Annotated in this window: 21 protein-coding genes; 8 read left to right on the forward strand and 13 right to left on the reverse strand. The window is 60.4% G+C overall.

The window, feature by feature from the left end; translation table 11 throughout:
- Nucleotides 1–87 precede the first annotated feature (87 nt).
- The 6 genes from PMI23_RS14345 to PMI23_RS14370 all read right to left on the reverse strand — a co-directional run bounded on the left by PMI23_RS14345 (nucleotide 88) and on the right by PMI23_RS14370 (nucleotide 7,474).
- On the reverse strand, nucleotides 88–1,143 hold the full coding sequence (locus PMI23_RS14345) for an ABC transporter ATP-binding protein (protein WP_007912616.1): 1,056 nt from the start codon (nucleotides 1,141–1,143) through the stop codon (nucleotides 88–90).
- A 13-nt stretch (nucleotides 1,144–1,156) separates the two neighbouring features.
- Nucleotides 1,157–2,005: an ABC transporter permease gene (locus PMI23_RS14350; RefSeq protein WP_007912618.1), complete on the reverse strand. Its 849-nt coding sequence runs from the start codon at nucleotides 2,003–2,005 to the stop codon at nucleotides 1,157–1,159.
- Nucleotides 2,002–2,910, reverse strand: a complete 909-nt coding sequence (locus tag PMI23_RS14355) for an ABC transporter permease (protein WP_007912621.1) — start codon at nucleotides 2,908–2,910, stop codon at nucleotides 2,002–2,004. The genes PMI23_RS14350 and PMI23_RS14355 overlap by 4 nt, the downstream gene beginning before the upstream one ends.
- 157 nt (nucleotides 2,911–3,067) lie before the next feature.
- Nucleotides 3,068–4,171 carry an ABC transporter substrate-binding protein gene (locus PMI23_RS14360; RefSeq protein ID WP_007912623.1) on the reverse strand — a complete coding sequence of 368 codons (1,104 nt, stop codon included), beginning with the start codon at nucleotides 4,169–4,171 and terminating at the stop codon, nucleotides 3,068–3,070.
- A 217-nt stretch (nucleotides 4,172–4,388) separates the two neighbouring features.
- A complete protein-coding gene (locus PMI23_RS14365; protein WP_176472306.1) occupies nucleotides 4,389–5,837 on the reverse strand; it encodes an aldehyde dehydrogenase family protein in 1,449 nt (482 codons plus the stop codon).
- Entirely contained in the window at nucleotides 5,837–7,474 is a 1,638-nt protein-coding gene (locus PMI23_RS14370) for a 5-guanidino-2-oxopentanoate decarboxylase (RefSeq protein ID WP_007912627.1), read from the reverse strand. The genes PMI23_RS14365 and PMI23_RS14370 overlap by 1 nt, the downstream gene beginning before the upstream one ends.
- A 226-nt stretch (nucleotides 7,475–7,700) precedes the next feature.
- On the opposite strand from PMI23_RS14370, the gene PMI23_RS14375 reads away from it, so the two are divergent.
- The gene (locus tag PMI23_RS14375) at nucleotides 7,701–8,582 is read left to right on the forward strand and encodes a LysR substrate-binding domain-containing protein (protein WP_007912629.1); all 882 of its coding nucleotides are present in this window, start codon (nucleotides 7,701–7,703) and stop codon (nucleotides 8,580–8,582) included.
- A gap of 210 nt (nucleotides 8,583–8,792) precedes the next feature.
- Here the strand turns inward: PMI23_RS14375 and PMI23_RS14380 are convergent, their stop codons facing one another.
- Together PMI23_RS14380 and PMI23_RS14385 are read right to left on the reverse strand one after the other, a co-directional pair.
- Complete coding sequence (locus tag PMI23_RS14380; RefSeq protein ID WP_007912631.1) at nucleotides 8,793–9,407, reverse strand: NAD(P)-dependent oxidoreductase; 615 nt, start codon at nucleotides 9,405–9,407, stop codon at nucleotides 8,793–8,795.
- A gap of 46 nt (nucleotides 9,408–9,453) precedes the next feature.
- Entirely contained in the window at nucleotides 9,454–10,332 is an 879-nt protein-coding gene (locus PMI23_RS14385) for an MBL fold metallo-hydrolase (RefSeq protein WP_007912632.1), read from the reverse strand.
- Nucleotides 10,333–10,446: 114 nt separating this feature from the next.
- On the opposite strand from PMI23_RS14385, the gene PMI23_RS14390 reads away from it, so the two are divergent.
- Together PMI23_RS14390 and PMI23_RS29870 are read left to right on the forward strand one after the other, a co-directional pair.
- Nucleotides 10,447–11,352, forward strand: a complete 906-nt coding sequence (locus tag PMI23_RS14390) for a LysR family transcriptional regulator (RefSeq protein ID WP_007912634.1) — start codon at nucleotides 10,447–10,449, stop codon at nucleotides 11,350–11,352.
- 130 nt (nucleotides 11,353–11,482) lie between these two features.
- On the forward strand, nucleotides 11,483–11,659 hold the full coding sequence (locus PMI23_RS29870) for a hypothetical protein (RefSeq protein WP_007912636.1): 177 nt from the start codon (nucleotides 11,483–11,485) through the stop codon (nucleotides 11,657–11,659).
- Nucleotides 11,660–11,730: 71 nt separating this feature from the next.
- Here the strand turns inward: PMI23_RS29870 and PMI23_RS14395 are convergent, their stop codons facing one another.
- Nucleotides 11,731–12,615, reverse strand: coding sequence for a helix-turn-helix domain-containing protein (locus PMI23_RS14395; protein ID WP_007912638.1), 885 nt, complete (start codon nucleotides 12,613–12,615; stop codon nucleotides 11,731–11,733).
- Nucleotides 12,616–12,801: 186 nt separating this feature from the next.
- Between PMI23_RS14395 and pobA the strand changes: the two genes are divergently transcribed.
- Both pobA and PMI23_RS14405 read left to right on the forward strand, forming a co-directional pair.
- On the forward strand, nucleotides 12,802–13,986 hold the full coding sequence (gene pobA / locus PMI23_RS14400) for a 4-hydroxybenzoate 3-monooxygenase (RefSeq protein ID WP_177321056.1): 1,185 nt from the start codon (nucleotides 12,802–12,804) through the stop codon (nucleotides 13,984–13,986).
- A gap of 79 nt (nucleotides 13,987–14,065) precedes the next feature.
- On the forward strand, nucleotides 14,066–15,583 hold the full coding sequence (locus PMI23_RS14405) for an MDR family MFS transporter (RefSeq protein WP_007912641.1): 1,518 nt from the start codon (nucleotides 14,066–14,068) through the stop codon (nucleotides 15,581–15,583).
- A 125-nt stretch (nucleotides 15,584–15,708) separates the two neighbouring features.
- Here PMI23_RS14405 and PMI23_RS14410 read toward each other — a convergent pair whose 3' ends face one another.
- The 4 genes from PMI23_RS14410 to PMI23_RS14425 form a co-directional block, all read right to left on the reverse strand.
- Nucleotides 15,709–16,557 carry a cache domain-containing protein gene (locus PMI23_RS14410; RefSeq protein WP_007918922.1) on the reverse strand — a complete coding sequence of 283 codons (849 nt, stop codon included), beginning with the start codon at nucleotides 16,555–16,557 and terminating at the stop codon, nucleotides 15,709–15,711.
- Nucleotides 16,558–16,687: 130 nt separating this feature from the next.
- Nucleotides 16,688–17,542: a hypothetical protein gene (locus PMI23_RS14415; protein ID WP_007918924.1), complete on the reverse strand. Its 855-nt coding sequence runs from the start codon at nucleotides 17,540–17,542 to the stop codon at nucleotides 16,688–16,690.
- Between the two features lie 116 nt (nucleotides 17,543–17,658).
- Entirely contained in the window at nucleotides 17,659–18,651 is a 993-nt protein-coding gene (locus PMI23_RS14420; protein WP_007918926.1) for an NAD-dependent epimerase/dehydratase family protein, read from the reverse strand.
- A gap of 97 nt (nucleotides 18,652–18,748) precedes the next feature.
- On the reverse strand, nucleotides 18,749–19,648 hold the full coding sequence (locus PMI23_RS14425) for a LysR family transcriptional regulator ArgP (protein WP_007918929.1): 900 nt from the start codon (nucleotides 19,646–19,648) through the stop codon (nucleotides 18,749–18,751).
- A 96-nt stretch (nucleotides 19,649–19,744) separates the two neighbouring features.
- Between PMI23_RS14425 and PMI23_RS14430 the strand changes: the two genes are divergently transcribed.
- The 3 genes from PMI23_RS14430 (at nucleotide 19,745) to PMI23_RS14440 (ending at nucleotide 21,527) form a co-directional block, all read left to right on the forward strand.
- On the forward strand, nucleotides 19,745–20,146 hold the full coding sequence (locus tag PMI23_RS14430) for an ACT domain-containing protein (RefSeq protein WP_007918931.1): 402 nt from the start codon (nucleotides 19,745–19,747) through the stop codon (nucleotides 20,144–20,146).
- A 5-nt stretch (nucleotides 20,147–20,151) separates the two neighbouring features.
- A complete protein-coding gene (locus PMI23_RS14435; RefSeq protein WP_007918932.1) occupies nucleotides 20,152–20,754 on the forward strand; it encodes a LysE/ArgO family amino acid transporter in 603 nt (200 codons plus the stop codon).
- A 176-nt stretch (nucleotides 20,755–20,930) separates the two neighbouring features.
- Nucleotides 20,931–21,527, forward strand: coding sequence for a superoxide dismutase (locus tag PMI23_RS14440; protein ID WP_007918933.1), 597 nt, complete (start codon nucleotides 20,931–20,933; stop codon nucleotides 21,525–21,527).
- Nucleotides 21,528–21,674: the final 147 nt, after the last annotated feature.

Below are 21,674 nucleotides of genomic sequence, written 5' to 3' on the forward strand. Positions count from 1 at the left end.
GACACCTCGGTTGGCTCCCTCTCCCTCCGGGCGGTCCGACGTTTCGGGAGGGCTGGGGTGAGGGGCGATTCGGAGTCAGACCTCGCTCTACGCCCCCAACACCCGACAAGCCTCCACCGGCAACGTCACCGACACCGGATGGCCAATCCCCAATCCGATTCCCTGACACGGCGTGCTCAACGCCGTAAACGTCACCCCGGAACACTCCACCGTGGTCTCGATGGTCGCGCCGATATCGCGCACAAACGTCACCTTGCCGAGCAATCGATTGCCCGCCGTCGCTTGCGGCGCAGACAGTTGCAGGTCTTCCGGACGAATCAGCATCTTCACTTTCTGCCCCACGACAATGCTGCTGCAGATCGGCACTTGCAGCGCATCACCGCCGGGCAGGCTGACCTTGCCATCACCCAATGCGGTAGCCGGGAAAATATTGCCCGAGCCGATGAAGTCAGCGACAAACTCGTTGGCCGGATGCCGGTAGATTTCGATCGGCGTGCCGACCTGCTGCACCTTGTGCTCGCCCAGCACCACGACGATATCCGCCATGGTCATCGCTTCGCGCTGATCGTGGGTGACCATGATTGTGGTGATGTTCAGGCGCTGTTGCAGTTGGCGGATTTCCACCTGCATCGATTCGCGCAGCTTGGCGTCGAGCGCCGACAGCGGCTCATCGAGCAGGAGGATTTTCGGGTGCGAGGCAATCGCCCGGGCAATCGCCACGCGCTGCCGCTGACCGCCGGAAAGTTTCGCCACCGGGCGATCGATCATCGCCTGCAACTGGATCAGCTCCAGCAACTCGACAACGCGTTTGTGCCGATCAGCCTTGCTGACGCCGCGCAGTTTCAACGGGTAGGCGATGTTCTCGCCGACGGTCATGTGCGGGAACAGCGCCAGCGACTGGAACACCATGCCGAAGTTGCGCAGGTGCGCCGGGGTCTGGCCGATGTCCTCGCCGTCCAGGCGAATCTCGCCGCCAGTGAGGGTTTCCAGCCCGGCGATCATCCGCAGCAGGGTGGTTTTGCCGCAGCCGGACGGGCCGAGGAAACACACCAGTTTGCCTTCCGGCAAATGCAGGTTGACGTCTTGTACCGCGCACGCCGAGCCGTAGAATTTCTCGACGTTTTCCAGAATCAGACCAGTCATGTTGCACCTCAAATCAAAAGGAAACGCCGCCCTCGCCCACCAGCTTCTCCAGCGCCCAGATCAGGACGAAGTCGATCAGCACGATCAGCACGGCAAACGAGAACACGGTAGGGTCGAGCGATGACACGGTGCGGCTGTACATCCAGATCGGCACGGTCATGACGTCGATGGTGTAGAGGAAATAGGTCACGGTGAACTCGTTGAACGAGACGATGAACGCCAGCAGCATGCCCGCCAGAATCCCCGACTTCATCAACGGCACCACCACATCGACAATCGCGCGCAATGGCGAGGCGCCGAGCATCCGCGCCGCTTCCTCGACTTCGCTGCCGATGGAAAGCATCGCCGCCGTGCAGTTTTTCACCACAAACGGCAAGGCCAGAATCACGTGGGCGATCACCAATCGCGAGGTGGTCATGTGGAACGGCAGGCTGTCGAACACCAGCAGCAAGGCCAGACCCAACACCACCATCGGAAACACCAGCGGCAGCGACATCAGTTGCAGCGCCACGGCTTTGCCACGGAACTCGCAACGGGTCAACGCGTAAGCCGCGGGCACGGCGATCAGCGTGGCGAAGATCATCGTCAGGCACGACACCAGCAGACTGGTGGCCATCGCCTGACCGAGGCTCAGCACATCGCTGGCGTCCGGCGAAACGAAGGTGTGCCAGGCCGCTTTGTACCATTGCAGGCTGTAGCTGCTCGGCGGGAAGTCGAGGTTCGACGCACCGCTGAACGACATGACGATCATGGTCAGGATCGGCAGCACCGCCAGCAGCAGAATGAAGCCGGAGAGGATGCCGGCGAATTTGCCGGTTTCGCCGGGCAACAGCGCCATGCGCTTTTTGGTCAGGGCACTCATTGCGAAGCCTCCAGCAGACGCCGACGACGGCCAGTGATGTATTCGGACAAGGTCATGATCGCCAGCGTGGTGACAATCAGTACGACACCGGCAGCGGACGCGGCAGGCCAGTTCATCAGCGGCGCGATCTGGTCATGCACCATCACCGCCAGCATCGGCACGCGACGACCGCCGAGCAGCAACGGAACGACGAAGCTGCTGGCGTTGTAAGCGAACACCAGCGTTGCGCCAGTGATGATCCCGGGCAAACTCATCGGCAATACCACTTGGCGGAACACCTGAAAACGGCTGGCGCCGAGGGTCGCGGCGGCTTCCTCATAAGTGCGGGCGACGCCGCGCATGGCACTGGCGATCGGCAGCACGGCGAGCGGAAACGCGGTTTGCACCAGCCCCATCAATACGCCGTTCTGGTTGTACAGCAACATGATCGGGCGCTTGATCAGGCCGAGCCCCATCAGCGCCTGATTGAGCATGCCGGCCGGTCCGAGAATCACCAGCCAGCCGTAGCTTTGCAGCAGCAGATTGACCAGCAACGGCAGCAGTACCGCCGCGAGGAAAATCCGTCGCAGAAACGGCGAGGTCAGCCGCGACATGGTGTACGCCACCGGGATCGCCAACACCACGGCAATCACCGCGCTGATCAGCGCCAGACGCAAGGTCAGCAACAAGGATTTCAGGTAGTACGGTTCGAGCAACTGGGCATAACTGGCCAGGCTGAAACCGCTCCACTCCGCGCCTTTGGTGCCGACGCTCATGCGCAGCACCAGCAGGCTGGCGGCGATCAGCACGCCGAGAAACAGCATCGACGGCGTGAGGAAAAGCCACGCCCGCGCAGTCGGTGAAACAGCGCGCGTCGGGCGCACGTCAGCGGCGCCGACCGCTTGGGTCAGGGATTGATGTTCCATAGCAATGATCTCGTCAATGGAAAGCCAAACAACACATCCCTGTAGGAGCTGCCGAAGGCTGCGATCTTTTGATCTTGCTGTTGATCCTCATCTGCTCAGAGAAGATCAAAGGCAAAAGATCGCAGCCTTCGGCAGCTCCTACAGGGGGAGTTCGGCGTCAGGAAGAAAAAATTTCCGTATAGCGACGAATCCATTGGTCATGCACGGTGGCCAGGAAGGCGTTGTCGTGCATGATCGCCTTCTCGGCAATCTGCTCCGGCGTGAGGATGAACGGGCTCTTGCGCGCTTCGGCGGAGATGATCGCCTTGGCGTTGACCGGGCCGTTGAAGATGTCTTCGGCCATCTTGCCCTGCACCAGCGGGTCGAGGGAGTGATCGATAAACGCGTAAGCCAGATCGGTGTCGCCCGGACGATTCTTCGGCATCACCGAAAGCATCAGGTCGGTGTAAAAACCTTCCTTCATGCCGAAGGTAGCACCGAGGCCGTAGTTCGGATCGCGGATCTGCTTGGGGAAAAATGCCGGCGCATAGAGGCCGCCCATGTCCAGCGATCCGGTGCGGAACAGTTCGGCGATCTGGTTCGGGTTTTCACCCAAAGTCACCACGCGATCCTTGAGTTCGGCGAGTTTCTTGAAGCCCGGCTCGATGTTGTGTTCGTCACCGCCGGCCAGTTTCGCGGCGATGATGATCAGGTCCATCGCTTCGGTCCAGTTCGGCGGCGGCAGGAAAATGTTCGGCGCCAGATCGGCATCCCACAACGCGGCGTAACTGCTTGGCGCGTCTTTTTGTGTGCGGGTGCTGTAGACCAGACTGTTGCACCACAACAGATAACCGATGCCGTGGCCATTGGCGCCGGTGCGGTATTGTTCCGGGACGTCGACCAGGTTGGGAATGCGGTTTAAATCAGGTTTTTCCAGCAGCCCGGCGGCGGCCAGACCCTCGGCACCGACACCGGCCAGGGTGATGATGTCGTACTGCGGACGGTCACCGCCGGCCTTGAGTTTGGCGACCATTTCCGAGGTGCTGCCGGTGCGGTCGGCGATGACCTTGGCACCGGTCTTGGCTTCGAACGTCGCGGCGATGTTACGCAGTGCGGCGAGGCCGGTGTCATCCGACCAGGTCAGCAAACGCAGGGTCTTGCCGGCAAAACGCGTGTCGCTGGCGCTCGCCCGGATGAAGGGCATGCTCAGGGCGGCCGCCGCCACCGAGGCGACGCCGACGGTTTTAATGAATTGACGCCTGTTCAGATCGTGCTCGCCCATGACGGACTCCCTTTGTTCTTTTAAGTATGAGGTTGGTCGCAACCGTTGCATCCGCGCGGCCGGATCCGCGCCAAGCCCCGTTTTACAAGGGCTTTAGCGCTGCCGACGGGTTCATCCTGAGGTCGTGCAAAACACCTGACTATCGATAAAAACTCATTGAAGCCATGACGCCGACGCATGCCTCGTTGCGAGGCATGCGCTGACCTTTTTCGGGCGTTCAGAGCGCCCGGATCACGTGTTTGATTTCCTGAAAAGCGGCCAGGCCCCATGGCCCCAACTCGCGGCCGATACTGCTCTGCTTGTAACCACCCCACGCCGTTTGCGGGAAGATCACTTGCGGTGCGTTGAGCCACACCAGCCCCGCCTGCAGGGCGTTGGCGACCCGCTCGGCGGTCTCGGCGTTACGCGTCACCACACTGGCGACCAGGCCGAATTGGCTGTCGTTGGCCAAGGCAATTGCCTCGGCTTCGCTGCTGAAACGGCGCACGCACAGCACCGGGCCAAAAATCTCTTCGCACCACAGCGCACTGTCGAGGGGCACGTCGGTGAACACGGTTGGCTGCAAAAAATAGCCGCGCGGCAAATCTGCCGGACGATTGCCGCCGCAAAGCAGTTTCGCGCCAGCACTGAGACCGCGGTCGATGTGACCAAGCACACGCTGGTATTGCGCCTGATTGACCAGTGCGCCCATCTCCACGTCCGGGTCGAACGGGTCGGCGACGCGAATTGCTTGCGCACGCTTGTGCAAACGTTCGAGGAATTCGTCTGCCAGCTCATCGGCGACCAACACGCGGCTGGTAGCCGAGCACATCTGTCCGGCATTGAAGAAACCGCCACCGCAAGCCAGCTCGACTGCCAGTTCCAGATCAGCATCTTCGAGCACCAGCAGCGAAGATTTGCCGCCCAGCTCCAGACTCACGCCCTTCACCGTTTCAGCGGCGCGCTGCATCACCTGGACACCGACGGCGTTGCTACCGGTGAAGGAAATCTTGGCGATGCGCGGATCCGCCGACAGTGGTGCACCGACCGCCAGACCAGTACCGCAAACGACGTTGAACACGCCTGTGGGCAGGCCGGCTTCGGCGATGATCGCCGCCAGCTCCAGCTCTGGCAGCGGCGTGACTTCCGATGGCTTCAGCACCACGCAGCACCCGGCGGCCAGCGCCGGGGCGAGTTTCCACGCGGTGGTGACCATCGGGAAATTCCACGGCACGATCAGCCCGACCACACCGCACGGCTCGCGGCGCAGGCGTGCGCTGAAATCATCGCTGGGCAGCGGCACGTTGCTGTCCTGTCTGGCGTCGAGGCCTTCGGCGAGTTCGGCGTAGTACTCGAACGTGGCGATCACATCGTCGACGTCGATGGCCGCTTCGAACTGCGGTTTACCGTTGTTGCTCGACTGCAGGTTCATCAAGTGATCGCGACCGTTGCGCACGCCATTGGCGATGTTGCGCAGGATTGCGCCGCGCTCGGCACCGCTGGTTTGTGACCAATCCTTGAACGCGGCAGTGGCAGCGGCGACCGCTTGCTCGACCGCGTGCTCGTCACCGCCATTGACCGTGGTCAGCAACGCCTCGGTGGCCGGGTTGATCACGCGCAGATGTTCGCGGCCGGCCGACCATTGACCGTTGATGTAGAGGCCGTCGAGTGTGGTTGGGAAACTGATCATTGGGCCACCGCCTGCATCCACTGGTTCTGGTCGATTTCGATCACGGTCGGGCCTTGGCGATCGGTCGCCGCACGTAGCGCACTGCGCAGTTGTTCCACCGAGCTGATCGCTTCGGCAGCGCAACCGAGGGCCTTGGCCACACCGATAAAGTCCGGGGTGTAGATATCGACGCCAACCGGTTCGATGGCGCGGTTGACCATGTATTTCTTGATCTCTTCGTAGCCCTGGTTATTCCACAACAGGACAATCACCGGCGTGCGCGCTTCGACGGCGCTGGCCAGTTCCGGCAGGGTGAATTGCAAACCGCCGTCGCCGATCAGGCACACCACCGGTGGCCGTGCACCTTTGTCGAGTTGGCCACCGAGCCATGCGCCAATCGCGGCCGGCAACGCATAGCCGAGGGTGCCGTAACCGGTCGACGAGTTGAACCAGCGGCGCGGACGCTCCGGATTGAACGTGAGGTTGCCGGTGTACACCGGTTGCGTGGAGTCGCCGACGAACACCGCGTCGGGCAATTCATGCAGCACGGTTTCGAGGAAGCGGGTTTGCGCCAGGGTCGGGGCATCCCAGGTTGCGGCGAGATCTTCACGCAGACGCGCGGCGCGCACCTGGCCCCAATCGTTGCGGCGCTCAGCCAGCGCTTTTTGCGACAAGGCGCTGAGCAGCGCCTGCGCGGCATTGCGTGAATCGGCAACCAATGCCACGTGTGGCGGATAGTGACGCACGGTCTGGTCGGCATCGATATCAATGCGCAGCAGTTTGCCGGGAATCTCGAAACCACCGGCGAAGGTCACGTCGTAATCGGTTTCGGCCAGTTCGGTGCCGATCGCCAGCACCACATCGGCGTCGGCGACCAGCGCGCGGGTGGCGACCAGGCTTTGCGTCGAACCGATCAGCAGCGGATGCGTCGACGGCAACATGCCCTTGGCATTGATGGTCAGCGCCACCGGTGCATCGAGCAGTTCGGCCAGTTCGGTGAGTTCGGCAGCGGCATCAATCGCACCGCCACCGGCGAGGATCAAGGGACGCTGAGCGCCGGCGAGCAACTCGCTCATACGGCTCACAGCGGCGGGCGCGGCGCCGGCGCGATCGATGTTGACCGGAACGCTGGCGAGCAAGTCATCGGCTTCTTCTACCAGCACGTCCAGCGGGATTTCGATGTGCACCGGACGCGGACGGCCGGCCTGGAACAAGGCGAATGCGCGAGCGAGCACGCCCGGCAACTCCGACGCCGACATCAGCGTGTGGGAGAACGCCGCGACGCCAGCGACCAATGCGCTCTGGCTCGGCAACTCGTGCAGCTTGCCGCGCCCACCGCCCAACTGGTTGCGGCTCTGCACGCTGGAGATCACCAGCATCGGAATCGAATCGGCGTAAGCCTGGCCCATGGCCGTGGTGATGTTGGTCATGCCCGGGCCGGTGATGATGAAGCACACCCCCGGTTTACCGCTGGTGCGCGCATAACCGTCGGCCATGAAACCGGCGCCCTGCTCATGCCGTGGGGTGACGTGGTTGATGCTCGAACGGGCCAGCCCGCGATACAACTCCACGGTGTGCACGCCGGGAATGCCGAACACCTGCTCGACCCCGTAATCTTCGAGTAACTTGACCAGTACTTCGCCACACGTCGCCATGTCATTGCCCTTTTGTCAGCTAAAAACACAGGGCCTTTCTGTAGGAGTGAGCCTGCTCGCGATAGCGTCTTCACATTCAACACTGCGGTGACTGACTCACCGCTATCGCGAGCAGGCTCACTCCTACAGAGGGCCCTTCATGGGCTCATTGAACGGTCGGCAGGTAGCGGCAACAATCGATTAAAAGTCATACTAGCCATGTCCTCACGTCATACCTTGGATCCACATGAAACGACTGCCCCCCCTGCCCGCCCTGCATACGTTTCTGATCACCGCGCAGTGCTGCAACTTCACCCGGGCCGCCGAGCAGTTGCACATCACCCAGGGCGCGGTGAGCCGGCAGATCGCCGGACTGGAAGATCATCTGGGGTATGAATTGTTCATCCGCCTGGCCCGAGGGCTGGAGCTGACGGCTGAAGGAAGGGAATGGTTGCCGCGAGTGGAGAAGGTTTTCGGTCTGATCACTGAGGCCACCGAGCAGATCGGTCTCAAGCGCGAAACCCTGCAACTCAAGGCCCCCAGTTGTGTGATGCGCTGGCTGGTGCCACGCCTGCTGCAATGGCAAAAGGAACGCCCGGATGTGCCGGTCAAACTGACCACCACCCTGGCCCATGGCGTGGACTTTCAGCGCGAGCAATTTGACGCGGCGGTGATCTATGGAACGCCGCCGGACAACTCCTCGACTGCCCTGCACCTGTTCGATGAGCAACTGACCCCGGTCTGTTCACCGGCACTGTTGAAAGGCCCGCCAGCGTTGTTCGAGCCGGCGGATCTGCAACAGCACTTGTTGCTGCATCCGACTTCCGACACTCAGGACTGGAAGGTCTGGCTGACAGCGGCCGAGTTGCAATTGAACAACGTGAACCTGGGCCAGCATTTCGAAACGCTGGATCAGGCGATGTCGATGGCGTCGCATGGCACGGGGGTGGCGATTGGAGACTGGTCGTTGATTGGTGATGACTTGCGCGCGGGACGGCTGGTGATGCCGTTTGCGTTGAAGGTGAAGACGGGGCTGGCGTATTACGTGGTGGTGCCTGCGGGAACCGAGCCTTCGCCGCAGTTGGAGGAATTGATGATCTGGCTGGTTGAGCAGGCGCATTTGCGGTGAGGCTATTTCCCCTCACCCTAACCCTCCCGAAACGTCGGACCGCCCAGAGGGAGAGGGGACTGATTAGGGGATGCTCTAGAAATACGCCGACGTGAAATTACTGCGTTGAATCCATAATCGACTCGATCACTCAGGTCGATGTACAACGCCAGACACCTCACCCCAGCCCTCTCCCTCGGGAGAGGGCTGGGGTGAGGGGCAAGGATTCACTCAGTACCCGACGGTAAACCGCTGACGCGAATGCTTCGGCGTTTCCACCTCGTCGATCAACGCAATCGCGTAATCAGCAAAAGTGATCCAGCTACGCCCTTCAGCGCTCACCAGCAAGTGATCCTGGCCGACACGGAAACTCCCCGTGCGCTCACCTTCAACAAACTCCGCCGACGGCGACAGAAAGGTCCAGTCCAGCGTTTGCTCCTGACGCAACGCCTCAAGAAACGCCGCACCGGCACTGGCTTCAGCTTTGTACTCCGCCGGAAAACCCGCACTGTCGATCACCCGAGTGTCGTCCGGCAGCAACAACGAACCAGCACCGCCGACCACCAGCAAGCGCTGCACGCCCGCCTGCTTCACTGGTTCGACAATCGCCGCCGCAGGGACGGTGGCGAAATGCGCGGCGGTGATCACCACATCATGACCGGCCACCACGTCTTGCAGCGCTGCGGAATCCAGCACATCGACATTCTTGCTGACCACACCGGCGCGGGCGCCGATCTTCGAGGTGTCGCGGGCGATAGCGGTCACGCTATGGCCACGACGCAGGGCTTCTTCCAGCAATTGGCTACCGGCGCGGCCGGTGGCACCAATGATTGCGATCTTGCTCATGACATTCTCCAGTTGGCTTGAGAGTGCTGCGTTTTTCAGAATCGGCTTACCACTGCATTTCGCCCTTGGCGACTTTCGCGCTCAGCTCCAGCGAGCTTTCCTCACCCAGTTTCGGGTAGCGTTTTTTCATCGCCTTGATCAGTGCGGTGGAGTCTTTGGCCTTGGCGGTTTCCGCGTCGAACGCCTTAATGTAGTCGGCGGTGAATTTCACGCTGGCCAGCGAACGGCTGCTGTTGCCGAGGTAATGGCCTGGCACCACGGTGTTCGGCTTGAGGGTTTCGATCGCGTGCAATGTTTCCAGCCAATCGGCGTGGGATTGCGCGCTCTGGGTATCGGCCATCCATACGTGAATGTTCTCGGCAACGACGACGCCACCGACCACGGCCTTGAGCGACGGAATCCACACAAAGCTGCGATCCGGCTGTTTGCCCTCAAGGCCGACCACCTGCAACTTCTGCCCTTCGAGCATCAGGCTGTCGCCCTTGAGCACGCCCGGTACGATGGTTTTCGCCGGAACGTCGGCGCCCATTTTCGGCCCCCAGAAGGCCAGTTTGCCGGCGACGGTTTGGTTGATGTGATCAACCGTCGGCTGCGAGGCCACTACCTTGGCTTCCGGGAATGCTTTAGTCAGGGTATCGAGACCGAAGTAGTAATCCGGGTCACCGTGGCTGATGTAGATAGTGGTCAGGTGTTTGCCGCTGGCGCGGATCTTTTCCACGACCTGTTCAGCCTGGGATTTGCCGAACTGGGCATCGACGAGGATCGCGTCTTTCTCGCCGCTGACCAGTACCGAGGTCACCGGGAAAATCGCATTTGTACCTGGGTTATAGACGTCGAGGGTCAGGTTGGCAGCCGCGGCATGCGCGGCGAAACCCAGGGAAGCGGTGGCGAGCAGAACGCGTTTGAGTGTGGTGAAACCGATCATCTGTTGCTCCGGTGTCCGAATGCCGTGTTTGGCGATGGAACAGAGCTTAGTTGCCTGACTCAGTACAAAAAATGCGATGCTTGAACATAGTTTGTTTCTGAAAGCGGGCAAATCATGGATCGTCTCCAAGCAATGCGAGTGTTTGTCACCGTGGTGGATCTGGGCAGCCAGTCGGCAGCGGCCGATCATCTGGACCTGTCGCGGCCGGTGGTTTCACGTTATCTGGCGGAGCTTGAGGACTGGGTCGGCGCACGCCTGATGCACCGCACCACGCGCAAGTTGAGCCTGACCGCTGCCGGCAGTGAAATTCTGCCGCGTTGCCGACAGATGATCGAACTGTCGACCGACATGCAGGCCGCCGTCAGCGAACCCCACGACGCACCGCGCGGGCTGCTAAGGATCAGCGTCAGTACTTCGTTCGGCCAGGCCCAACTGGCGGATGCAATGGCGGCGTACGTGAAACGCTATCCCGGTGTGAGCATCGACCTGCAAATGCTCGATCGCACGGTGAATCTGGTGGATGAGCGCATCGATCTGGCGATTCGTACCAGTAACGATCTCGACCCCAACCTGATCGCCCGGCGCCTGACCGTTTGTCGTTCGGTGGTCTGCGCCGCGCCGGCGTATCTGCAAGAACAGCCGGCGCCTCTGCGGGTCGAGGAACTGAGTCGACACAACTGCCTGACGCACTCGTATTTCGGCAAAAGCCTGTGGCATTTCGAGGAGGATGGCGAACCGGTTTCGGTGCCGGTGCAGGGTAATATCAGCGCCAACGAAGCCAGTACGTTATTGCGCGCAACATTGGCTGGCGCAGGGGTGGCGATGCTGCCGACCTATCAGGCCGGGGTGCATATTCACAGCGGTGAACTGGTGCGACTGCTGCCCCATGCCGAACCACGGCAAATGAACATCTATGCGGTGTACGCCTCGCGCAAACACATGCCGGCGGCGCTGCGCAGCATGCTGGATTTTCTGGTGCTCAGATTTCCCGAAAACCCCGAATGGGATATCGGCCTGTAAACCCGATCCACTGTGGCTATCGATATGCTGAATGGCCAGTTACAAGCTCAAGCGCACTCGCTGGCAACTCCCCGCCGCTGACCTATGCTGAAAGTAATACCGCAGGGTATGTCGTTCAGAGGTCTACGCCATGAACATCAAAACAAGAAGGTACGTCGCGATTTTCATCACCTGCGCCGCCACGCTGGCGCTGTACGGCACCGCTGCCTGGCGGGTCGAACAGCTGCGACAGTTGCCGCGCGAGTACGCGAGCTGCAACTTCGAGCGCTGTATTCCACACAATGCCACGCTGAACGCATTGCGCTGAGCCTGAGGTTGACTCATTACCTGTGGGAGCTGGCAAGCCAGCTCCCACAGGTTTTTGCGGCGTTTATGAGATTAATGCTCGGCCTTCAGGCTGTCGCGGAAAGCCTTTGGCGATATCCCCACCCGCCGCCGAAACAGCCGCGTGAAGTTGGTCGGATCGGAAAAACCCAACAACTCCGACATCTCGTAAATCGTCATGCTGGTGTAGGTCAGCAAGCGCTTGGCCTCCAGCAACTGCCGTTCATGCATGATCTGCAAGGCCGGTTGCCCCGCCAGTTCTCGGCACGTGCCATTGAGGTGCGACACCGAAATCCCCAGGCGATGCGCCAGGTCCTCGACCTTCACGTGCTGGCGATAAGTCTCCTCGACCAATTGAATGAAACCATTGAGGTATTCGCGCTGCCGTTGCGGGCGCTGGCTGGCTTTGTGCCGCACGATTGCCTGACGGCTGACCCAGACCATGATCACGCTGACCAGCGAATGCATGAGCATTTCCCGCGCCGGTTGGTGGCCGTTGTACTCGGCCTGCAGCGCCGAGAACAGACTGTTGAGGTAATCGCCGTCGTGGCCGGCCGGATAGTGTTCTGCGCTGGCCAGCGCATGTACCGAATCGCCCAGTTGCGCCTGCAAGTGGTTGATCAGCGGTGTGGCGAGGGTAACGATGAACCCTTCGACGTCTTCGGAAAAACGAAAGCCGTGCACCGACAGCGGTGGCAGCACTTGAATGGCCGGGGTGTGGAGTTGCGTGCGTTGCCCTTCGATCTCAAGCTCTGCCTGACCTTTGAAGACGAAGAGTAATTGGCACAAATCAGCATGGCGGTGGGGTTTGATTTCCCACTCATGTTCGCGACTGCGGGAGGAAATGGTTTCACAGTGCAGCAAGTCAGGGGTCGGCCAGTCCAGGCTTTCACCGTAGAGCTTGAACACTGGAATCGAAGGCAGCTCAGGCTTGTTCATCACTTCAATCCAGGCCTCGGGGTTGTGGGCGATAATCGCACCGATTGGCAGAATGTACAGGTATCGGCTCAGTTTTCACCTTCAATTGACAGACCCGCAAGGGAAAAATGCAAGCACTCGATCCATAAAAATCATTCACCGGTCTTGGCCGCGTGAAGCTTGCGAGTCATAAAAACAATGAAAACGCTGAAAACCCAAGTCGCCATTATTGGCGCCGGTCCTTCCGGACTGCTCCTCGGCCAGTTGTTGCACAACGCTGGCATCGACACCCTCATTCTTGAACGTCAGACCCCCGATTACGTGCTCGGGCGCATCCGCGCCGGTGTGCTCGAACAGGGCATGGTAGAGCTGTTGCGTCAGGCTGGCGTGAGTCGGCGGATGGACGCCGAAGGACTGGTGCATGGCGGTTTCGATCTGGCGCTGGACGGGCGTCAGGTGCACATCGATCTGCACGCGCTGACCGGCGGCAAGACGGTGATGATCTACGGCCAGACCGAAGTCACCCGCGACCTGATGGCCGCTCGTCGGGAGGCTGGCGCGCCGACGATTTACCAGGCGCGCGATGTCGTTCCTCACGGCATGAAAAGCGATGAAGCTTTTGTCACCTTTGAAAAGGACGGTGAAATCTTTCGCGTCGATTGCGATTACATCGCCGGTTGCGACGGTTTCCACGGCGTCGCGCGGCAGTCGATTCCGGCCGATAGTCTGAAAGTCTTCGAGCGGGTTTATCCGTTTGGCTGGCTGGGGATTCTGGCTGACACGCCGCCGGTGCATGACGAGTTGGTCTACGCCCGCCACGAACGCGGCTTTGCCTTGTGCAGCATGCGTTCGGCAACGCGCACTCGTTATTACCTGCAAGTACCGGCGGATGAAAACGTCGATGACTGGAGCGATCAGCGCTTTTGGGATGAATTGAAAAATCGTCTGCCAGTAGAGCTTGCCGAGAAACTGGTTACCGGCCCTTCGATCGAAAAAAGCATCGCGCCTCTGCGCAGTTTTGTCGTGGAGCCGATGCAATACGGGCGGATGTTTCTGGTCGGTGACGCCGCGCACATCGTCCCGCCCACTGGCGCCAAGGGTTTGAATCTGGCGGCGAGTGACGTCAGCACGCTGTTCAATATTCTGCTGAAGGTTTACCGCGACGGGCGCACCGATCTGCTCGAGAAGTACTCGGAAATCTGCCTGCGCCGCGTCTGGAAAGCGGAACGCTTTTCCTGGTGGATGACCTCGATGCTGCACCGTTTCGATGATCACGACGCTTTCAGCCAGCGCATCAGCGCCTCGGAACTGGACTACTTTGTCAGTTCAGAAGCGGGGCGAAAAACCATTGCAGAAAATTACGTCGGACTTCCTTACGAGGCTATCGAATAGCCTGCTACCGACTTACACTGGCGAGCATCCCCGCTCGCCTGACGATCTGCGGGACTCTCACTGCCCGCAGGTTTTGCCCGTGACCAATCTCAATCACCCCGAAACGCCCAAACCGGCCATTCGCAGCGTGCTGGTCGCGCTGATGATGGCGATCTTTCTCGGTGCGCTGGACCAGACCATCGTCGCCGTGTCGATGCCGGCCATCTCTGCTCAGTTCAAGGATGTCAGCCTGCTCGCCTGGGTGATTTCCGGGTACATGGTCGCGATGACGGTGGCGGTGCCGATCTACGGCAAGCTCGGGGACTTGTACGGACGGCGCAAACTGATGCTGTTCGGCATGGGCCTGTTCACCCTCGCCTCGCTGTTCTGCGGCATGGCGCAGAGCATGGAGCAACTGGTGCTGGCGCGAATCCTTCAGGGCATCGGCGCCGGCGGGATGATCTCGGTGAGTCAGGCGATCATCGGCGACATCGTGCCGCCGCGTGAGCGTGGGCGTTATCAGGGTTACTTCAGCAGCATGTACGCAGTGGCCAGTGTCGCCGGCCCGGTACTCGGTGGTTACATGACCGAGTACCTGTCATGGCGCTGGGTATTTCTGATCAACCTGCCGCTGGGCCTCGGTGCCTGGTGGGTGGCGCGGCGCAACTTGCGCGGACTGCCGATTCCCCAGCGCAAACCAATCATCGACTACCTCGGCACCGTGCTGATGATCATCGGCCTCACTGCCCTGCTGCTGGGCATTACTCAGGTTGGTCAGGGTCATTCGTGGCGCAGCGGTGAAGTGCTTGGCCTGTTCGCTTGTGCGGTGGTGGTGTTGGCGGTGTTTGTCTGGCATGAGCGTCGGACCAAGGAACCGTTGCTGCCGATGCACCTGTTCGCCAACCGCAACGCCCTGCTGTGCTGGTGCACGATTTTCTTTACCAGTTTCCAGGCGATTTCGCTCATCGTGCTGATGCCGCTGCGCTTTCAGAGCGTCACCGGTGCCGGGGCTGACAGCGCCGCTTTGCACTTGTTGCCGTTGGCAATGGGGTTGCCGATTGGTGCATTTTTCGCTGGCCGGCGCACGTCGATCACCGGGCGATACAAACCACAGATTCTGAGCGGCGCTCTGCTGATGCCGATCGCGATTCTCGGCATGGCGTTCAGCCCACCGGAGGCGACGCTGCTCAGCGCACTGTTCATGTTGCTCTGTGGTATTTCCAGCGGCATGCAGTTCCCGACCTCGTTGGTCGGTACACAAAATTCGGTGGAACAACGCGACATCGGCGTAGCCACCAGCACCACCAACCTGTTTCGCTCTCTCGGCGGCGCAGTGGGCGTGGCGTTGATGTCGGCACTGTTGCTGGCGTTGCTGCAGGATTCGAATTTCGCCCATCTGGCGAGCAGTTCGCTGATGAGCGAAGGGCATTCGGGCAACGTTCTGCTCGATGGTTTGAACGCCGCGCCGGGGGATGCGCAGAACGCCTTGCGCGCAGAACTGCTGGTGACGTTTAGGCATTTGTTGTGGGTGAGTGCGGCGGTGTCGTTGCTGGGTTTGGCGGCGGCTATTGCGATGCCCAACAACCTGCTGCGCGGGCGCGAGCATGGCGCCAAATAATTCAAACAACGCAGACCCCTTGTAGGAGTGAGCCTGCTCGCGATGCGGTATGTCAGTCGACATCATCGTTAAATGACACACCGCATCGCGAGCAGGCTCACTCCTACAGGAAGCCGGTGTTTCACTCAGGGGCTGTAGTAACCCACGGCGACAAGGAAATGCCCGGCCTTCTTCAGGTAGGCATGCTTGTCCTCGACCTTGCCGGTCACCGGGTTTTTCCAGCGGTATTCATATTCACCCTCATCCTGCTTGCCGATCAGCGCCAGAATCGGCTCGCCCACCGGTTTGCCTTCCGGATCCTTGACCTTGCCGAAGTCGGTGTTGATCAAGCGCAGATTAGTGCCGTGGGCGACGTAGCGCTGGGTGTTCAGGTCGACGACGAAGACATACAGGTCATCCTGCAAATAGCCGCCCTTGAGCGAGTTGATCGCGCTCAGCGTGCCCTTCTCGTCTTTGCCCAGATCAGTCGCCGCTTTGTCGAGCAATGCCTTGGCCTGCTCCGGTGACGCTCGCGGCAAGTAGTAACCCACCGCCAGAATCCGCTGACCAATGCGCTGGTAATACACATGCTTGCGCTCGACCTTGCCGTCCGACCAGTTCTGCCAACGGTATTCGGCCTGCTGAATGCCATTACCTTCCGGCACTTTCAACGCGTCCTTGAAGGTTTTCTGCAAATCCGGGCCGAGTACTTCGCTGACGTCCCGACCGATCAACGCCGACGAAGGTCCGCCACTGGCAAGCATCACGCCCTTGGTATCGACCACGAATACATAGCGATCCTTATCGACAAACTCGCCCTGGCGGCTGAACGCGGCGAACGCCTTGTCGCCGTTGTCGTGGTAATAGGCCAGGGCTTTTTCCAGCAAGGCGATGGCGGCCTGACTGTCATCCTTGGCGGTCGTGGCGGCGCTGGCCTGGCCGAAACCGGCCAGTAACATCACGCCGAGCCAGGCCACTTTATGCAAAAACCCCATAGCGCATCCCTCGTTCTTGTTGGTGTTTCAAGAGCGTAGACGGCTTGGGGTGATGTATGGATATTCAGACGGTTTCTGAACGTGTCGCGGATACGCTGGTGAGGCAAGCCCCACCAGCGTTGTTCAGGCCTTACGGGCGGGCGTTGATCTGCTGCTGCAAATTCTGAATCTGCGCCTGAAGGGTGTTGATGTTGCGGGTCATCTGCCCACGGAAGGCGTCGAACTCGGCGGTATTGCCGCCACCCTGCGGTGCCGCCGGGCGATTGTCCTGCTCGCTTTTGAGCACGACGATTTCCTGCTCAAGACGATCGATCGCCGCGCTTGGATTGCCCTGCTTTTTCAGTGCAGCAATATCGGCGCCAAGGCTTTTGAACTGGGCATCGAAGGCCTTCAACTGCGTGTCGACCTTGCTGGTGTCGGCCGGTGTGCTTTTCAGCGTCGCCAGTTCCGCAGTCAAGGCTTTGACCTGCGCTTGCAACTGGGTGTTGGCGTTCTGCTGTTCGGTGGTCTGCGCGGTCATCTGTGCCAGGCGTTTGTCCAGATCGCTGGCCTGCCCCGCTACGCCTTGCTGCTGTTTGCTCTGATCGAGCAGCTTGCCTTCGAGCTGTTTGATTTGCAGCTTGAGGGCTTCGCTGTCGCTGGTGACGTTGGACTGGCTGGCGACGACCTTACCGGAAATGTCCTGCAGACGTCCGGCCGCTTCTTCGCTGATCCGCGCAAAGCTTTCCTGGGTCGCGACCAGTTGCTGCTCCATCAGCGAAATCTGCTGAAAGCTCCACCAAGCCAGACCGACGAAGGCGAAAAACAATGCGCCGACCAAGGCCCACAACGGCCCGGTGCTCGCGGCTTTGACCTTGACCACCGGTGGCGTGCGCGAGTGCACGGAGGTGCGGGCGGTGGTTGGAATGTCATCGTCGTCGAAGGTGTCGGCACGCAGGCTCGGGACATCATCGAAATCGTCGTGGGCATCATTACGCATGGACATTGAGGCAACCTTTGTGAAACGCGGTGATGGCTAAATGCTGCGAAGTATAACCGCCGCAACCGCAGGGATTGACCCCCAAGCGGCTACACGGTTCATTGCCGCCCGGCCGAATCGTTTCAACGGATGTCCTGAGCTTTCCACCACGCACAGAACTCATCCAGCGCCGACCACAGGCTGACTTTCGGATCGTAGTCCAGATAATGCCGGGCGCGGCTGATGTCGAGGGTGAAATTTTTTTTCATCACCTGCATGCCCAGGCGCGACAGGGTTGGCTCCGGACGTCCGGGCCAGAGCTTGCACGCCCCTTCGTTGAGCGCCGCGACGCTGTAGGCCAGACCATACGAACGGTACTTGGTGACCTGCGGCACCTCCATCTTGCGCATCACGTAATTGACCACATCCCACAACGGCACCGGCGCGCCGTTGCTGATGTTGTAGGCCTTGCCCAGCGCGGAACCGGCGGCCAGCAAACTGCTGAGCAGCGCTTCGTTGAGGTTGTGCACACTGGTGAAATCGACCTTGTTCAGGCCATTGCCGATGATCGCCAGGCGGCCCTTGCGCTGCATGTTGAGCAGGCGCGGGAAGATGCTCATGTCGCCGGCGCCGGTGACGAAACGCGGGCGCAGGGCGATGGTTTCCAGGCCGAATTCCTGCGCGCCAAAGACCTTTTGTTCGGCCAGGTACTTGGTTGCGGCGTAGTGATGTTTGAAGCGCTTGGGCACTTGCTCTTCGGTCAGGTTGAAATGATCGCGGCCATCGAAATAGATCGATGGCGACGACAAATGCACCAAGCGTCGGACGCGCTGCTTCAGACAGGCTTCGACGACGTTTTCGGTGACCTGCACGTTACCTTGATGGAATTCTTGATAGCGTCCCCACAGTCCAACAGCGCCAGCGCAGTGCACCACGGCTTCAACATCGGAACACAGCTCCCGAACCAGATCGGCATCGGTCAGATCGCCGGGGACAAACTCGGCACCACGGCGCACCAGATGCTCGACGCTCTCGGCCCGGCGACCGTTGACCCGCACGTCCAGGCCCTGCTCCAAGGCGAAACGCGCAAAGCGTCCGCCAATGAAGCCGCTTGCGCCGGTGACCAGAATTTTCATGCAAAGCTCCAATGAAACCAGCTGCGAGCTTCAAGCTTCGAGCTGCAAGATTAAAACAGTGTGCAAGCGCTTTAACTTGCCGCTTGCAGCTTGACGCTCATGGCTGCTTCCAGGGCACCAGCCATTGCGCCGATGAACGCACCAATTGCTCGGTCAGCAAACCCAGCAGCTGACCGCCATTGCGCCAATGATGCCAGTACAAGGGCACGTCGATCGGTTTATCTGGCAACAGTTCGCGCAATAACCCGCGTTGCAATTGTTCGCGCACTTGCAGTTCCGGCACCAGGCCCCAGCCCAGTCCGACTTCGGTCAGGCGGATAAAACCCTCCGAGGATGGGCACAAATGGTGTTCGAATCCGCCATCCACGCCCAGCGAAGCGAGATAGCGATGCTGGAGAAAATCGTCAGGCCCGAACACCAGCGCCGGGGTGCGCGGCAATTGTTCGGCGCGTACGCCATCAGGGAAATGCCGTTCGATGAACGCCGGGCTGGCCAGCGCGCGATAACGCATGGCGCCGAGCAACACACTGCGCGCACCGGCCACCGGCCGTTCGCTGGCGCAAAGGCACGCGGCGACTTCGCCGGCGCGCATGCGTTTGAGGCCGACGGTCTGGTCTTCGACGATCAGATCGAGCAGCAAATGTTGTTCGGCACAAAAATCGCCTACCGCTTCGGCCCACCAGGTGGCGAGGCTGTCGGCATTCAACGCGATGCGCAGACGTTCCGGCAGGCCCTCTTCATCCAGCGCCGGGACCAGCGTTTGCAGGTCGCGTTCAAGCAAACGTACCTGTTGCACATGGTTGAGCAGGCGCCGGCCAATCTCGGTCGGTGACGGTGGCGTCCCGCGAATCAGCACCGGTTGGCCGACCCGCGCTTCGAGCAGCTTGATCCGCTGCGAAATCGCCGATTGCGACAAACCGAGCACCTGCGCGGCCCGTTCAAAACCGGCCTGCTCGACCACGGCGGCCAGAGCAGAAAGCAATTTATAGTCGAACATCAGTTTTCCTAATGAGCGATCAGCAATATTGGTTTTTCTTATACAGGTTTCGACCGGAGAATAGCCAGCAAGCACTCTTTCTCAAGGACCACACTGATGGCTGGCGAAACTTCACTCTCGACGTTGTTGCGCAGCATGAGCCCGCAACTCAACGCCGGCGAATACGTGTTCTGCACCCTGCGCGACGGTGTGTTGCCGAGCGGTCTGGAGATTGTCGGCAGCTTCCGTGAAAAGGAAGGCCTGACCGTGATTCTGCAACGCGCCCATGCCGAACAGGCCGGCTTCAGCTTCGGCTATGTCGCCGCGTGGATCACCTTGAACGTGCATTCGGCGCTGGAAGCCGTTGGCCTCACCGCCGCGTTTGCCACAGCACTGGGCAAGGCCGGGATCAGTTGTAACGTGATCGCCGGTTACTACCACGACCATTTGTTTGTCGGCCAGGCCGACGCCGAACGCGCCATGCAAGTGCTGCGCGATCTCGCAGCCAACGCGGAGTAAATCTCATGTGGCAAAGCTATGTGAACGGCCTGCTGGTGGCGTTCGGGCTGATCATGGCGATCGGCACGCAGAACGCGTTTGTATTGGCGCAAAGCCTGCGACGTGAACATCATTTGCCGGTGGCGGCGCTGTGCGTGGTCTGCGATGCGCTGCTGGTCGCCGCTGGCGTATTCGGACTGGCGACGGTTCTGGCGCAGAACCCGACGCTGTTGGCGATCGCCCGCTGGGGTGGCGCGACGTTTCTGATCTGGTACGGCAGCCAGGCGTTGCGCCGGGCCTGTTCGAAACAGAGCCTGGAGCAGGGTGAGAACCAAACGGTGCGTTCGCTGCGGGCGGTGATGCTCAGCGCTTTGGCGGTCACGCTGCTCAACCCGCACGTTTATCTGGATACGGTGTTGTTGATTGGCTCGCTCGGCGCACAGCAATCAGTGCCAGGGGCTTATGTAGTGGGGGCGGCGAGCGCTTCGCTGCTGTGGTTTTTCACCTTGGCGCTGGGTGCGGCATGGCTGGCGCCGTGGCTGGCACGTCCGAGTACCTGGCGGATCCTTGATCTGGTAGTGGCGTTGATGATGTTCACGGTTGCCGGGCAACTAGTTCTCGCGAGCTGATTTATTCCAAACAGCTCTGGAACCTCTATCCCACACAGTTGTTGCGTGGTTATGCCGCAACCCCGGTGCTATGATCGAAACCCTGCGCCGCAAAGAGTAAAAACTCGCCGGTGCATTTCTGGCCGCCCGTGATCGGCCTTGCGCTCACCGCAACAGACCTGATTAGGAGAATCATCATGGCTTTCGAATTGCCGCCGCTGCCTTACGCACACGATGCCCTGCAGCCGCACATTTCCAAGGAAACCCTGGAATACCACCACGACAAGCACCACAACACCTATGTCGTGAACCTGAACAACCTGGTGCCAGGCACCGAGTTCGAAGGCAAGACCCTGGAAGAAATCGTCAAGACTTCCTCGGGCGGTATCTTCAACAACGCCGCTCAGGTCTGGAACCACACTTTCTACTGGAACTGCCTGGCGCCAAACGCCGGCGGTCAACCAACCGGCGCGCTGGCTGAAGCCATCAACGCAGCCTTCGGTTCGTTCGACAAGTTCAAGGAAGAGTTCAGCAAAACCTCGATCGGCACCTTCGGTTCCGGCTGGGGCTGGCTGGTGAAAAAGGCTGACGGTTCCCTGGCCCTGGCCAGCACCATCGGCGCCGGCAACCCGCTGACCAGCGGCGACACCCCGCTGCTGACCTGCGACGTCTGGGAACACGCTTACTACATCGACTACCGCAACGTTCGTCCGAAGTATGTCGAAGCGTTCTGGAACCTGGTCAACTGGAAGTTCGTTGCTGAGCAGTTCGAAGGCAAAACCTTCACCGCTTAAGCTGCGCGCCAGTCAAAAACCCGGCTTTTGCCGGGTTTTTTTATGCCCGGATAGACCCCGTACGATGATCGTTCCCACGCTCCGCGTGGGCATGCAGCCCGTGACGCTCCGCGTCACTGGACGCTGAGCGTCCCTAGAGGCATTCCC

The sequence above is a fragment of the Pseudomonas sp. GM24 genome, from assembly GCF_000282235.1.
In the GTDB taxonomy this organism is placed as follows: Bacteria; Pseudomonadota; Gammaproteobacteria; order Pseudomonadales; family Pseudomonadaceae; genus Aquipseudomonas.